Origin of the sequence: Sutcliffiella sp. FSL R7-0096 (assembly GCF_038595065.1) — a bacterium.
Taxonomy (GTDB): domain Bacteria; phylum Bacillota; class Bacilli; order Bacillales; family Bacillaceae_I; genus Sutcliffiella_A.
Genome location: NZ_CP152003.1, coordinates 1 through 15,821 on the forward strand (window position 1 = coordinate 1; position 15,821 = coordinate 15,821).

The following is a 15,821-nucleotide window of genomic DNA, read 5'->3' on the forward strand; positions in this document are numbered from 1 at the left end:
ATGAAAAACATTTCTGACCTATGGGTCAAGGCATTAAATCAGATAGAGAAAAAAATAAGCAAGCCAAGCTTTGAAACATGGCTGAAAAGTACAAAGGCCCATTCACTTCAAGGGGATAATTTGGTCATTACCGCGCCTAATGAATTTGCCAGGGACTGGCTTGAGTCTAGATATTCTGGTCTTATTGGAGAAACCATTTCGGATATCACAGGGGAAGAGCTTTCCATCAAATTCATTATTCCTCAAAACCAAGCGGATGAAGAGATAGAAATCAAAACTCCGCCTGCAAAAGTGAAAAAAGACGATGATTCTATAGAAATTCCGCAAAATATGTTGAATCCTAAATACACATTTGACACGTTTGTCATCGGATCTGGGAACAGGTTTGCCCATGCGGCATCCCTGGCCGTGGCAGAAGCTCCAGCAAAAGCCTATAACCCGCTTTTCATATATGGGGGCGTTGGACTGGGAAAAACCCACTTAATGCATGCGATCGGGCATTATGTCATCGAGCATAACCCAGCGGCAAAGGTGGTCTATTTATCATCCGAAAAATTTACCAATGAATTCATTAATTCCATTCGTGACAATAAAGCTGTCGATTTCCGCAATAAATATCGAAATGTCGATGTGCTGCTTATTGATGATATTCAGTTCCTTGCTGGAAAAGAACAGACACAAGAAGAATTTTTCCATACGTTCAACACCTTACATGAAGAAAGCAAGCAAATTGTCATCTCCAGTGACCGTCCGCCTAAAGAGATTCCAACATTGGAAGATCGTCTTAGATCCCGCTTTGAATGGGGACTGATAACGGACATTACGCCACCGGACCTTGAAACGCGTATCGCCATTTTACGAAAGAAAGCGAAAGCGGAAGGTTTGGATATTCCTAATGAAGTGATGCTTTATATCGCCAATCAAATCGATTCCAATATCCGTGAATTGGAGGGGGCACTTATTCGGGTTGTCGCCTATTCCTCCTTGATCAATAAAGATATTAATGCCGATTTGGCAGCCGAAGCGTTAAAAGATATCATTCCAAGCTCCAAGCCGAGAGTCGTGACCATTCATGACATCCAGCGCACCGTCGGAGAAGAATATAATGTGAAACTAGAAGACTTCAAGGCGAAAAAGCGAACGAAATCTGTCGCTTTCCCTCGTCAAATTGCCATGTACTTATCAAGGGAGCTCACTGATTTCTCCTTACCGAAAATCGGCGAGGAGTTTGGCGGACGTGACCATACAACCGTCATTCATGCCCATGAAAAAATATCTAATCTAGTAAAAACAGATACATCCCTGCAAAAACAAGTTCAAGCAATAGCAGATTCCCTAAAAAGTTAATAGATAACCTTAGCTGATGATTGGAGTGATAGCAAAGACTCCGAATGGAAGTAGAGCTAGGTGCAAACTCCTGTGCGTAATGAGGAAGTTCCAGCAACTTTCCACGGAAAGAGAAGCCTATCGCGGAAATCAACAGCAGTGTTTAGAAGATCATCAGTGGAAACTGTGCATAAGTGGGCCAGAGTTAAACACAGTTTATACACATGTGGATATCTACTCCTTGTTATAGAAAAAGGACTTATCCACATAATCACAGCCCCTACTATTACTTCTACTGTTTTTTATTAATAAAAATATATAAATAGACCTGCCCTATAAGGAGGATTACGATGAAATTTATTATCCAACGCGACAAGCTGGTTCAAAGCGTTCAAGATGTACTAAAAGCCGTCTCTTCCCGGACAACGATTCCGATTCTTACTGGAATAAAAATTGTCGCTACAGAAGAAGGAGTGACCCTTACTGGTAGTGACTCTGATATTTCTATTGAATCTTTCATTCCTTGTGAAGAAGAAGGATCTGAAAATGTAGAAGTGCAAACGGCAGGTAGTGTCGTGCTGCAAGCTCGCTTTTTTAGTGAAATCATTAAAAAGCTGCCTATGGATACAGTGGAGATGGAGGTACAAAGCCAATATGTCACGACCATCCGATCCGGTAACTCTGAGTTTAACTTGAATGGCCAGGATGCTGCTGAATATCCTCATCTGCCACAAGTAGAAGAGCAGAACGTATTTAAGGTACCGACAGATCTTTTGAAAAATATTATTCGACAAACAGTGTTCGCGGTGTCCACCTCAGAAACACGCCCTATCTTGACAGGTGTAAACTGGAAGCTTGAAAACCATGAATTGACCTGTATTGCAACAGACAGTCATCGTCTGGCCTTACGTAAAGCAAAAGTAGAAGCGGAGAACGACATTTCCTGCAATGTGGTCATTCCTGGTAAAAGCTTGAATGAATTAAATAAAATCCTCGATGATAACAATGAGCTGTTGGACATTGTCGTAACGGAGAACCAGGTACTGTTCAAGGCGAAAAACATTCTTTTCTTTTCTCGTCTGCTTGATGGAAACTATCCGGATACTTCCAGATTGATTCCTGCTGAAAGTAAAACAGACATCACGGTAACGACGAAAGAATTCCTACAGGCCATCGATCGTGCGAGCCTTTTGGCAAGAGAGGGAAGAAACAACGTCGTAAAACTTGCTACACTTGAAGCGGATACTTTGGAGGTTTCCTCAAACTCCCCGGAAGTCGGGAAAGTGGTGGAGCAAGTTCAAAGCAACTCCATTAGTGGTGAGGAACTAAAGATCTCTTTTAGTGCCAAATACATGATGGATGCGTTAAAAGCGCTCGAAGGAAACGAGATCTTGATCAACTTTACCGGGGCGATGAGACCATTTGTCATCAAAACGTTGCATGATGACTCCATGCTTCAACTTATCCTTCCTGTCAGAACCTATTAAGAACGTGATGAAGAAAGCTACTAGCGACCATTCCTAGTGGCTTTCTTTTCTATATGGAGAAGTTCTAGTACAATAGGAAATAGACAATAAGGGAATGTTAAAAGAAAAGACAGGCAACATCACATAACCCTTAAAAAGAAAGTGAGCGCGAATCGATGAAAGAAATCCAGATTTCAACAGAATTTATTACACTTGGGCAATTCCTTAAGCTTGCAGATGTCATTCAGTCGGGTGGGATGGCAAAGTGGTTCCTTCAGGAGTATGAAGTGAAGGTGAATGGTGAGCTTGAAGATAGAAGAGGAAGAAAACTAGTCGTGCAGGATGTAGTAGAAATAGACGGTCATGGAAGCTATGTTGTTGTTTCCTGATGAGTTGGTGAAGCGGATTGTATATTGAAGAATTGAGCTTAAGACACTATCGGAATTATGAAAGCCTGCATGCTGTATTCGAAAACGGTGTGAATGTCATTTTGGGAGAAAATGCGCAAGGAAAGACAAATGTCATGGAATCCATCTATGTTCTGGCGATGGCTAAATCACACCGAACGTCCAATGATAAAGATCTTATCAGATGGGACGAAGAGTATGCTAAAATAGAGGGTAGGATACATAAACGAAATGGGCCATTGCCCTTGCAGCTCGTTATCAGTAAAAAAGGGAAGAAAGCAAAGATCAACCATATCGAGCAAACCAAATTAAGCCAGTATATCGGTAATATGAATATCGTCATGTTTGCACCTGAGGATCTGACACTTGTGAAGGGCAGTCCTCAGGTAAGGCGTCGTTTCATCGATATGGAACTGGGTCAGGTATCTCCGAGGTATATGCATGACCTCTCGAGGTATCAAAAGGTATTGCAGCAGCGGAACCACTATTTAAAGCAATTGCAGACGAGAAAGCAAAAAGACGAGACCATGCTATTGGTCCTGACAGAGCAACTCATTGAACTTGCCGCAAGCATCACGGAAAAGCGGCAGGAGTTTGTCCAATTGTTACAAAGCTGGGCTCAGCCCATCCATAAAAGCATCAGTAGAGGATTGGAAGAATTAACCATTATCTACAAACCATCTATTGATTATGTATCAGAAACAACAAACTTGTCGAAAATGATAGAAGCATATAACGAAAAGTTTGATAAAATAAAAGTTAGAGAAATTGAAAGAGGCGTGACACTTTTCGGACCGCATCGAGATGACCTTCTCTTTCAAGTGAACGGAAAAGACGTCCAAACATTCGGATCGCAAGGACAGCAGCGCACAACCGCACTTTCGCTGAAGCTTGCCGAAATAGATCTTATTCACTCGGTAGTGGGGGAGTATCCCATTCTCCTTTTAGATGACGTGCTTTCGGAACTTGATGACTATAGGCAGTCCCACCTTTTGAATACGATACAAGGAAAGGTCCAGACTTTCGTGACGACGACAAATGTTGATGGAATAGATCATCAGACCTTGAAACAGGCGGCTACGTATGAAGTGGTTTCCGGTACGATCAAGAAACGAAATTGAGGTGAATGGGTATGTATCTGCACATTGGAGAAGAAGTGATGGTGCGAGCTTCGCAAATAATTGCCATATTAGATCGCAGGTTGTTGCAGTCGGATTGGAAAAGCTCTCTTCCGGATGTGGCAAGCAAATCCATCAAAAATATTAGTAAGCATGATATCAAATCAATTGTGATTACCGAAGAGAATATTTACCTCTCTCCCTTAGCCTCGACAACCTTAAAAAAGAGAATGGACACCTCCTTTGAGGAGATGCTCTATTAGAAATAGCAGTTATATTAACTGGTGAATGGAGCACAGGGCGAAGAATCCAGCAGGAGATAGCACTTTTGGGAGACCCGCAGGGCGTAGCCCGAGAAAAAAGCGCAGCCCTGTGTGGAAATCCCCAGCGGCGCACCACAATCTTTTCTAAAGGGGGAACGCACCCCGTTAACCATAAACGAAGTCTATTGTGTAGAAATAAAAAGTGAAGGTGATAGATATGACGATGGACCAAAAAGAACTGCAAGAAAATAGCTATGATGAGAGTAATATACAGGTACTCGAGGGGCTAGAGGCCGTTCGTAAAAGACCTGGTATGTATATCGGTTCCACCAGTGCCAAAGGATTGCACCACTTGGTGTGGGAGATTGTCGATAACAGTATCGATGAAGCGTTGGCAGGATATTGCTCCGAGATCAATGTCATTGTAGAAAAAGATAACAGTATTACGGTAAAAGATAATGGCCGTGGAATCCCGGTCGGAATTCATGAGAAAATGGGACGACCTGCAGTGGAAGTCATCATGACCGTCCTTCATGCCGGAGGGAAATTCGGCGGTGGCGGCTATAAAGTATCCGGTGGTCTTCACGGGGTTGGTGCGTCTGTAGTAAATGCCCTTTCTTCCGATCTTGAGATCTATGTTCATCGTGATGGAAACATCCACTATCAAAAATATAACAAAGGGGTACCGAATGAGGACCTGAAAGTAATTGGTGAAACCGACATTACAGGGACCATCATTCATTTTGTTCCCGATGAAGAGATTTTTACAGAAACAAAGGAATATGACTACGATACATTAGCACACCGTTTACGTGAGCTTGCGTTCTTGAATAAAGGAATCCGGATCACCATCGAGGATAAGCGTGAAGAAGGATCCAAGAAAAATGAATACCACTATGAAGGCGGTATCGCATCTTATGTGGAGCATTTGAACCGTACGAAAGAAGTCATTCATGAGGAAGTCGTTTTTGTAGAGGGAGAAAAGGACGGCATCTCCATCGAAGTGGCACTTCAGTATAATGATAGCTACACAAGCAATCTGTACTCATTTGCCAATAACATCAGCACCTATGAAGGCGGAACACATGAATCAGGTTTTAAAACGGCATTGACAAGAGTAATCAATGATTATGCACGTAAAAATAATATATTCAAAGATGCAGATGGAAACCTGACGGGGGAAGATGTGCGAGAAGGCTTGACCGCGATCGTATCCATCAAGCACCCGGACCCACAGTTTGAGGGACAAACAAAAACAAAATTAGGAAACAGTGAGGCAAGAACGGTAACCGACTCTGTTTTCACCGAGAAGTTTGAAGGCTTCCTTCTGGAAAATCCTTCTGCGGCAAGGAAAATCGTCGAAAAAGGATTAATGGCATCCAGAGCCCGTATGGCTGCAAAAAAAGCGAGAGAGCTGACAAGAAGAAAAAGCGCGCTCGAAATCTCCAGCCTGCCTGGGAAATTGGCCGACTGCTCCTCAAAAGATCCGGCTATCAGCGAAATATATGTGGTTGAGGGAGATTCGGCGGGTGGATCCGCTAAACAGGGCCGTGACCGCCACTTCCAAGCAATCCTGCCTTTACGTGGAAAAATCATTAACGTAGAGAAGGCAAGACTGGATAAAATTTTATCCAACAACGAGGTACGTGCCATCATCACGGCACTTGGAACCGGAATTGGCGAGGACTTCGATATCTCCCGTGCCCGGTATCATAAAATCGTGATCATGACCGATGCCGACGTCGACGGGGCCCATATCCGTACCCTGTTGCTGACGTTCTTCTATCGCTATATGCGTCAAATCATTGAACATGGTTTCATCTACATTGCACAACCGCCGTTGTACAAGATCCAACAGGGCAAAAAGATTGAGTATGCTTATAATGAGCGTCAGCTAGAAGAGATTCTTGCAACCATGTCCGACCAACCAAAAGCTGGCATCCAGCGTTACAAGGGTCTTGGAGAGATGAATCCTGAACAGCTGTGGGAAACAACGATGGATCCTGTATCAAGAACGCTTCTGCAAGTAAGTTTGCAGGATGCGATTGAAGCGGATGAAACATTCGAAATATTGATGGGCGATAAAGTAGAACCAAGAAGGAACTTTATCCAAGATAATGCACGTTACGTGAAGAACTTGGATATCTAATTCTAAGCAACCAAACAAGAAAGCGGGGTAGTGTCATGCTATCCTGTCTTTTACATAGAGAAGAGCGAAAGCGAATGTAGTCTAGAACTCACATTTCGCAAGGAGGTTCGTAATTATGTCTGAGAGGTCCTCAGTTAAAGAAATAAATATCAGTCAGGAAATGAGAACATCTTTCCTGGACTATGCCATGAGTGTTATCGTATCCCGTGCCCTGCCGGATGTACGTGACGGATTAAAGCCTGTACACCGACGTATTCTGTATGCGATGAACGATTTGGGAATGACAGCTGATAAAGCTTATAAAAAATCCGCCCGTATCGTCGGGGAAGTAATCGGGAAGTACCATCCACATGGTGACTCTGCCGTTTATGACACAATGGTCCGTATGGCGCAGGATTTCAACTTCCGTTACATGCTGATCGATGGACACGGTAACTTCGGTTCAGTCGATGGGGACGCTGCAGCAGCAATGCGTTACACCGAGGCAAGAATGTCAAAGATCTCGATGGAAATCCTTCGGGACATCAACAAAGATACCATTGACTATCAAGATAACTACGATGGTTCTGAAAGAGAACCAATCGTGTTACCAGCACGTTTTCCAAACCTGCTTGTAAACGGTGCTTCTGGTATCGCAGTAGGGATGGCAACGAATATCCCACCACATCAACTTGGTGAAATAATCGACGGAGTACTTGCTGTAAGTAAGGACCCTGACATTACCATACCGGAGTTGATGGAAATCATCCCTGGCCCGGATTTCCCGACAGCTGGACAAATATTAGGCAGAAGCGGAATCAGAAGAGCATATGAAACTGGTCGCGGTTCCATCACGGTTCGTGCAAAAGTGGAGATCGAAACGAAGCCGAACGGCAGAGAAGTCATCCTTGTTCATGAACTACCTTACCAAGTAAATAAAGCAAAGCTGATTGAAAAAATTGCAGACCTTGTGCGTGATAAGAAGATAGAAGGCATTTCCGATTTACGTGATGAATCCGACCGTAACGGAATGCGAATCGTCATGGAAGTCAAAAAAGACGCGAATGCCAATGTGCTTCTTAATAATTTATATAAACAGACTTCCCTTCAAACAAGCTTTGGTATCAACCTGCTTGCATTAGTAAATGGTGAACCGAAAGTATTGAACTTGAAACAATGTCTGTATTACTACCTAGAACATCAAAAAGTGGTAATCAAGCGCCGTACAGCATTTGAACTGCGAAAAGCGGAAGCAAGAGCACACATCTTAGAAGGTCTGCGTATTGCCCTAGATCACTTGGATGCTGTTATCACCTTGGTCCGTAGTTCCCAAACAGCTGATATAGCCCGTGAAGGCTTAATGACCGAATTCTCTCTATCTGAAAAACAAGCACAGGCGATTCTAGATATGCGACTTCAACGTCTAACAGGCTTAGAACGCGAAAAGATAGAAGAAGAATACCAAGGGCTCATGCAGCTTATTGCTGAACTGAAAGCGATCCTTGCAGATGAAGAAAAGGTACTTGAAATTATTCGTGAGGAATTAACAGAAGTAAAAGAACGATTCAATGACACTCGTCGTACCGAAATTATGGTTGGCGGTTTTGAAAACATTGAGGACGAGGATTTGATTCCACGTCAAAATGTCGTGATTACCCTTACACATAATGGCTATATTAAGCGTCTGCCTCTTTCCACTTACCGTAGCCAACGAAGAGGCGGCCGTGGAATTCAAGGGATGGGAACCAATGAGAACGACTTTGTCGAACACTTGTTGACAACGTCCACACACGATACGCTTTTATTCTTTACAAACAAAGGAAAAGTATACCGTGCAAAAGGTTATGAAATTCCAGAGTTCAGCCGTACAGCCAAAGGAATTCCGATCATCAATCTGTTAGAAGTGGAGAAAGGGGAATGGGTCAATGCCATTATCCCGGTAGAAGATTTTGTGGATGACTGGTACTTGTTCTTTACAACCAAGCATGGTATCTCCAAGCGTTCTCCGTTATCCCAGTTCGCCAACATCCGTAAAGGTGGGCTGATTGCATTAGGACTTCGTGATAATGATGAATTGATATCGGTTAAATTAACGGACGGAACGAAAGAGATGATTATCGGAACGAAGAAAGGGATGCTCATCCGTTTCCATGAAACAGATGTACGTTCCATGGGAAGAACGGCAACCGGCGTAAAAGGTATATCCATTTCCGACAGCGATGAAGTAGTGGGAATGGAGCTGTTGGATGAAGGCCTCGATGTATTGGTCGTAACCAAGAACGGATATGGTAAACGTACCCCAGCAGAAGAGTACCGAATCCAAAGCCGTGGAGGAAAAGGAATCAAGACGTGCAACATTACCGAGCGTAATGGGGAGCTTGTTTCAGTGAAGACTGTAACAACCGAAGAGGACTTGATGCTTATCACGGCGAGCGGCGTTCTGATTCGTATGTCAGTGGACGGGATCTCTCAAATGGGCCGAAACACCCAAGGGGTAAAGCTGATTCGTCTTGCAGATAATGAATTTGTCACGACTGTGGCAAGAGTAGACAAAGAAGACGAACCAGAAGATGGTTCGGAAGATACAGAAATCGAAGAAGGAAATTCCACCGAAGAGGTCGAAGAATAAAAGATGCATAGTAAATGATCAACTCTAACAGAGGAGCACTTTCATGTGTTCCTCTTTGTTTATAAGGAGAGAGACGTTCATGTTAGTAAAAACCGAGCAGTTGGTGGAAGGATGTATCTTAGCAAAGGAGGTAAAAGCACTCACCTCCAAGCCCATCATGACCAAAAGAACCGTCCTGACAAACGAACATATCGAAATACTGGAATCTTTTCTTGTGGAAAAAGTAGAAGTGGAAACTTTTCTTTCAAATGGACAGCCATTCAATCCTCAACTTTTAGCAATGATAGAAAAAAAGCCAAAAGAAGACTCCTTCCTGCAATTGTACTTTAAAGCGACCCAAGCCTATAAAAGAATGTATGAGGGTTGGGAATCCGGGACCCCCATCGATTACAGCGCTGTACGTAAGACAATCATTCCTTTGATAGAGAAGTCCCTACAACACCAAGAAGAAGTGTTCACCGTTTATCATTATACAAATGAAGAAGAATACATCTACCACCATTCCGTGGCAGTGGCACTCATCGCAGCGGCTATAGCAAACGCCCTTGGGAATAAAAAGAAAGACATCATCCAGGTTGGAATAGCTGGATTCTTGATGGATTGCGGCATGTCGCGCATTGATCAAAAAATCTTGAAAAACGTGGCTGTACTTAAAAGAGAAGAGTTTTCCCAAATCAAAGAACATCCCATCTTGAGTTACCAAATGGTTAGCAAACAACCGGTCATCCAAGATGAAATAAAACTTGCGGTCCTTCAACATCACGAGCGCTATGATAAAACCGGATATCCTTTCGGGCTTGCAGAAGACAAGATCCATCCTTATACAAAGATACTTGCTGTAGCTGACGTCTTTCATGCCATGACATCACCAAGAAAATATCGAAGCAAGCAATCACCCTTTAAAGTGTTGGAACAGCTCAAGCATGAAACCTTTGGAAAATATGATCTATCTATCGTCCAAGCCCTTATAACAAATGTTTGTAGTTTCAGCATAGGAGACAAAATCAGACTCTCCAATGAAAAGATCGCTGAAATTGTTTTTCTTGATCCAAGTAATCCCCCAAGGCCAATGGTAAGGGAACTTGACTCGGATCGCTTCATTACATTGACCCAGGAATTAGATATCTATATAGAAGAAGTCGTGAAATAGGCTGATAAGGAGGGGCGTTATATACCCCTCCTTTTCCTTTACGGTTGAGAGTCCGATCAAGCCCTAAAGTCGATAATAGTTCAGTGAAAAAAGAAATTAAAAATATATTAAAAAAGTAATTGCATCCCTATCGCCACCGTGCTATAATCAATCAAGTCAGCAACGACAGCAGCTTACATCCTACATGATCTTGAAAAAAGAAAATAAAAAGATGTTGACTTACATGCTGATAAATGATATATTAGTGAAGTCGCTTTCGACAAGTGACACTAACTAAAGAGTTCTTTGAAAACTAAACAAAACAACAGCGTCATAACGTTAATCCTACGGGATTAACAAAATGATTTAAGTAACACAAGCTAGCAAATTTTGAGCAAAAGCTCAGACTCTTTATTGGAGAGTTTGATCCTGGCTCAGGACGAACGCTGGCGGCGTGCCTAATACATGCAAGTCGAGCGGACCTTTCAAAAGCTTGCTTTTGAAAGGTCAGCGGCGGACGGGTGAGTAACACGTGGGCAACCTGCCTGTAAGACTGGGATAACTTCGGGAAACCGGAGCTAATACCGGATAATATAAGGAACCTCCTGGTTCTTTATTGAAAGATGGTTTCGGCTATCACTTACAGATGGGCCCGCGGCGCATTAGCTAGTTGGTGAGGTAACGGCTCACCAAGGCGACGATGCGTAGCCGACCTGAGAGGGTGATCGGCCACACTGGGACTGAGACACGGCCCAGACTCCTACGGGAGGCAGCAGTAGGGAATCTTCCACAATGGACGAAAGTCTGATGGAGCAACGCCGCGTGAGCGATGAAGGCCTTCGGGTCGTAAAGCTCTGTTGTTAGGGAAGAACAAGTGCGAGAGTAACTGCTCGCACCTTGACGGTACCTAACCAGAAAGCCACGGCTAACTACGTGCCAGCAGCCGCGGTAATACGTAGGTGGCAAGCGTTGTCCGGAATTATTGGGCGTAAAGCGCGCGCAGGTGGTCCTTTAAGTCTGATGTGAAAGCCCACGGCTCAACCGTGGAGGGTCATTGGAAACTGGGGGACTTGAGTGCAGAAGAGGAAAGTGGAATTCCAAGTGTAGCGGTGAAATGCGTAGAGATTTGGAGGAACACCAGTGGCGAAGGCGACTTTCTGGTCTGTAACTGACACTGAGGCGCGAAAGCGTGGGGAGCAAACAGGATTAGATACCCTGGTAGTCCACGCCGTAAACGATGAGTGCTAAGTGTTAGAGGGTTTCCGCCCTTTAGTGCTGCAGCTAACGCATTAAGCACTCCGCCTGGGGAGTACGGTCGCAAGACTGAAACTCAAAGGAATTGACGGGGGCCCGCACAAGCGGTGGAGCATGTGGTTTAATTCGAAGCAACGCGAAGAACCTTACCAGGTCTTGACATCCTCTGACACTCCTAGAGATAGGACGTTCCCCTTCGGGGGACAGAGTGACAGGTGGTGCATGGTTGTCGTCAGCTCGTGTCGTGAGATGTTGGGTTAAGTCCCGCAACGAGCGCAACCCTTGATCTTAGTTGCCAGCATTCAGTTGGGCACTCTAAGGTGACTGCCGGTGACAAACCGGAGGAAGGTGGGGATGACGTCAAATCATCATGCCCCTTATGACCTGGGCTACACACGTGCTACAATGGACGGTACAAAGGGCAGCAAAACCGCGAGGTCGAGCCAATCCCATAAAACCGTTCTCAGTTCGGATTGCAGGCTGCAACTCGCCTGCATGAAGCCGGAATCGCTAGTAATCGCGGATCAGCATGCCGCGGTGAATACGTTCCCGGGCCTTGTACACACCGCCCGTCACACCACGAGAGTTTGTAACACCCGAAGTCGGTGGGGTAACCTTTTGGAGCCAGCCGCCTAAGGTGGGACAGATGATTGGGGTGAAGTCGTAACAAGGTAGCCGTATCGGAAGGTGCGGCTGGATCACCTCCTTTCTAAGGAATGTACGCTTGTTGTTTTGTTTAGTTTTGAGAGATCTCTCTCATAGATAGTCGGGGCCTATAGCTCAGCTGGTTAGAGCGCACGCCTGATAAGCGTGAGGTCGGTGGTTCGAGTCCACTTAGGCCCACCATTTTTTAATTATAGAACTTTTATGGGGCCTTAGCTCAGCTGGGAGAGCGCCTGCTTTGCACGCAGGAGGTCAGCGGTTCGATCCCGCTAGGCTCCACCAAGATTTTTTCACTCTGTGAAAATAATCAACCATACAGATAAATCATCCGATTTATCCCTAGACAATTCTTACGAATAGTCATAGTTGTTCCTTGAAAACTAGATAATGTAACTAATATCAAGATATTCACAAAATATCGTTCATCTTAGTAATTTTCTTATAGATATCATCGCTGATATCGACACATGACCAATTTTGGTCGACGGTTAAGTTATTAAGGGCGCACGGTGGATGCCTTGGCACTAGGAGCCGATGAAGGACGGGACTAACACCGATATGCTTCGGGGAGCTGTAAGTAAGCTTTGATCCGGAGATTTCCGAATGGGGAAACCCACTGCTCGTAATGGAGCAGTATCTTTACCTGAATACATAGGGTAATGAAGGCAGACCCGGGGAACTGAAACATCTTAGTACCCGGAGGAAGAGAAAGCAAACGCGATTTCCTGAGTAGCGGCGAGCGAAACGGAATTAGCCCAAACCAAGAGGCTTGCCTCTTGGGGTTGTAGGACACTCAACATGGAGTTACAAAGGAACGGGGTAAATGAAGCGATCTGGAAAGGTCCGTCATAGAAGGTAAAAACCCTGTAGTTGAAACTTCGTTCCCTCCTGAGTGGATCCTGAGTACGGCGGGACACGAGAAATCCCGTCGGAAGCAGGGAGGACCATCTCCCAAGGCTAAATACTCCCTAGTGACCGATAGTGAACCAGTACCGTGAGGGAAAGGTGAAAAGCACCCCGGAAGGGGAGTGAAATAGATCCTGAAACCGTGTGCCTACAAGTAGTTAGAGCCCGTTAATGGGTGATAGCGTGCCTTTTGTAGAATGAACCGGCGAGTTACGATCCCGTGCAAGGTTAAGTCGAAGAGACGGAGCCGTAGCGAAAGCGAGTCTGAATAGGGCGAATGAGTACGTGGTCGTAGACCCGAAACCAGGTGATCTACCCATGTCCAGGGTGAAGTTCAGGTAACACTGAATGGAGGCCCGAACCGACTCACGTTGAAAAGTGAGCGGATGAGGTGTGGGTAGGGGTGAAATGCCAATCGAACCTGGAGATAGCTGGTTCTCTCCGAAATAGCTTTAGGGCTAGCCTCATGTGTTAGAGTCTTGGAGGTAGAGCACTGATTGGACTAGGGGTCCTCATCGGATTACCGAATTCAGTCAAACTCCGAATGCCAAAGACTTATCCATGGGAGTCAGACTGCGAGTGATAAGATCCGTAGTCAAGAGGGAAACAGCCCAGACCGCCAGCTAAGGTCCCCAAGTATACGTTAAGTGGAAAAGGATGTGGAGTTGCTTAGACAACCAGGATGTTGGCTTAGAAGCAGCCACCATTTAAAGAGTGCGTAATAGCTCACTGGTCGAGTGACTCTGCGCCGAAAATGTACCGGGGCTAAACGTATCACCGAAGCTGCGGACTGTTCTTACGAACAGTGGTAGGAGAGCGTTCTAAGGGCGTTGAAGCTAGACCGTAAGGACTGGTGGAGCGCTTAGAAGTGAGAATGCCGGTATGAGTAGCGAAAGAAGGGTGAGAATCCCTTCCACCGAATGCCTAAGGTTTCCTGAGGAAGGCTCGTCCGCTCAGGGTTAGTCGGGACCTAAGCCGAGGCCGAAAGGCGTAGGCGATGGATAACAGGTTGATATTCCTGTACCACCTCCACTCCGTTTGAGCAATGGGGGGACGCAGAAGGATAGGGTAAGCGCGCTGTTGGATATGCGCGTCTAAGCAGTAAGGCTGAGAAGTAGGCAAATCCGCTTCTCGATAAGGCTGAGCTGTGATAGCGAGGGAAATATAGTACCGAAGTTCCTGATTTCACACTGCCAAGAAAAGCCTCTAGCGAGGAGTATGGTGCCCGTACCGCAAACCGACACAGGTAGGCGAGGAGAGAATCCTAAGGTGAGCGAGAGAACTCTGGTTAAGGAACTCGGCAAAATGACCCCGTAACTTCGGGAGAAGGGGTGCTCTGTTAGGGTGTTAAAGCCCGAGAGAGCCGCAGTGAATAGGCCCAGGCGACTGTTTAGCAAAAACACAGGTCTCTGCGAAGCCGTAAGGCGAAGTATAGGGGCTGACGCCTGCCCGGTGCTGGAAGGTTAAGGGGAGAGGTTAGCGCAAGCGAAGCTTTGAACCGAAGCCCCAGTAAACGGCGGCCGTAACTATAACGGTCCTAAGGTAGCGAAATTCCTTGTCGGGTAAGTTCCGACCCGCACGAAAGGCGTAACGATCTGGGCACTGTCTCAACCAGAGACTCGGTGAAATTATAGTACCTGTGAAGATGCAGGTTACCCGCGACAGGACGGAAAGACCCCGTGGAGCTTTACTGTAGCCTGATATTGAATTTTGGTACAGCTTGTACAGGATAGGTAGGAGCCTGAGAAGCCGGAGCGCTAGCTTCGGTGGAGGCGTCGGTGGGATACTACCCTGGCTGTATTGAAATTCTAACCCGCAGCCCTTATCGGGCTGGGAGACAGTGTCAGGTGGGCAGTTTGACTGGGGCGGTCGCCTCCTAAAGAGTAACGGAGGCGCCCAAAGGTTCCCTCAGAATGGTTGGAAATCATTCGCAGAGTGTAAAGGCACAAGGGAGCTTGACTGCGAGACCTACAAGTCGAGCAGGGACGAAAGTCGGGCTTAGTGATCCGGTGGTTCCGCATGGAAGGGCCATCGCTCAACGGATAAAAGCTACCCCGGGGATAACAGGCTTATCTCCCCCAAGAGTCCACATCGACGGGGAGGTTTGGCACCTCGATGTCGGCTCATCGCATCCTGGGGCTGTAGTCGGTCCCAAGGGTTGGGCTGTTCGCCCATTAAAGCGGTACGCGAGCTGGGTTCAGAACGTCGTGAGACAGTTCGGTCCCTATCCGTCGTGGGCGCAGGAAATTTGAGAGGAGCTGTCCTTAGTACGAGAGGACCGGGATGGACGCACCGCTGGTGTACCAGTTGTCTTGCCAAAGGCATAGCTGGGTAGCTACGTGCGGACGGGATAAGTGCTGAAAGCATCTAAGCATGAAGCCCCCCTCAAGATGAGATTTCCTTTTACTTCGGTAAGTAAGATCCCTGAAAGATGATCAGGTAGATAGGTTCGAGGTGGAAGCATGGCGACATGTGGAGCTGACGAATACTAATCGATCGAGGACTTAACCCAACAATGATGAAATAAGTGAA

The 15,821-nt window shown here is 45.7% G+C and carries 9 protein-coding genes, 2 tRNA genes and 2 rRNA genes; all 13 read left to right on the top strand.

Annotation, left to right across the window (positions count from 1 at the left end):
- The 13 genes from dnaA (at position 1) to MKY77_RS00065 (ending at position 15,801) form a co-directional block, all read left to right on the top strand.
- Positions 1-1,347 (top strand): chromosomal replication initiator protein DnaA, encoded by a 1,347-nt coding sequence (gene dnaA / locus MKY77_RS00005; protein WP_339148263.1) that lies wholly within the window; start codon positions 1-3, stop codon positions 1,345-1,347.
- Positions 1,348-1,426: 79 nt separating this feature from the next.
- The gene (locus tag MKY77_RS00010; protein WP_342515557.1) at positions 1,427-1,576 is read left to right on the top strand and encodes a hypothetical protein; all 150 of its coding nucleotides are present in this window, start codon (positions 1,427-1,429) and stop codon (positions 1,574-1,576) included.
- Positions 1,577-1,676: 100 nt separating this feature from the next.
- Positions 1,677-2,813, top strand: a complete 1,137-nt coding sequence (dnaN, locus tag MKY77_RS00015) for a DNA polymerase III subunit beta (RefSeq protein ID WP_339148264.1) — start codon at positions 1,677-1,679, stop codon at positions 2,811-2,813.
- A gap of 155 nt (positions 2,814-2,968) precedes the next feature.
- A complete protein-coding gene (yaaA, locus tag MKY77_RS00020) occupies positions 2,969-3,181 on the top strand; it encodes a S4 domain-containing protein YaaA (protein ID WP_339148265.1) in 213 nt (70 codons plus the stop codon).
- A gap of 17 nt (positions 3,182-3,198) precedes the next feature.
- Positions 3,199-4,320, top strand: coding sequence for a DNA replication/repair protein RecF (gene recF / locus MKY77_RS00025; protein ID WP_339148266.1), 1,122 nt, complete (start codon positions 3,199-3,201; stop codon positions 4,318-4,320).
- 11 nt (positions 4,321-4,331) lie between these two features.
- Positions 4,332-4,580, top strand: a complete 249-nt coding sequence (locus tag MKY77_RS00030) for an extracellular matrix/biofilm biosynthesis regulator RemA family protein (protein ID WP_339148267.1) — start codon at positions 4,332-4,334, stop codon at positions 4,578-4,580.
- A 223-nt stretch (positions 4,581-4,803) separates the two neighbouring features.
- Positions 4,804-6,729, top strand: coding sequence for a DNA topoisomerase (ATP-hydrolyzing) subunit B (gene gyrB, locus MKY77_RS00035; protein WP_339149916.1), 1,926 nt, complete (start codon positions 4,804-4,806; stop codon positions 6,727-6,729).
- A gap of 115 nt (positions 6,730-6,844) precedes the next feature.
- Entirely contained in the window at positions 6,845-9,337 is a 2,493-nt protein-coding gene (gene gyrA, locus MKY77_RS00040; protein ID WP_339148268.1) for a DNA gyrase subunit A, read from the top strand.
- Between the two features lie 79 nt (positions 9,338-9,416).
- Entirely contained in the window at positions 9,417-10,487 is a 1,071-nt protein-coding gene (locus MKY77_RS00045) for an HD-GYP domain-containing protein (protein WP_339148269.1), read from the top strand.
- A gap of 390 nt (positions 10,488-10,877) precedes the next feature.
- Positions 10,878-12,429 (top strand): 16S ribosomal RNA (locus MKY77_RS00050).
- 60 nt (positions 12,430-12,489) lie between these two features.
- Positions 12,490-12,566 (top strand) — tRNA-Ile (locus MKY77_RS00055).
- A gap of 23 nt (positions 12,567-12,589) precedes the next feature.
- A tRNA-Ala gene (locus MKY77_RS00060) sits at positions 12,590-12,665 on the top strand.
- 204 nt (positions 12,666-12,869) lie between these two features.
- Positions 12,870-15,801: ribosomal RNA gene (locus tag MKY77_RS00065) — 23S ribosomal RNA — on the top strand.
- Together the 16S and 23S rRNA genes with 2 tRNA genes alongside form the textbook arrangement of a ribosomal RNA operon.
- Positions 15,802-15,821: the final 20 nt, after the last annotated feature.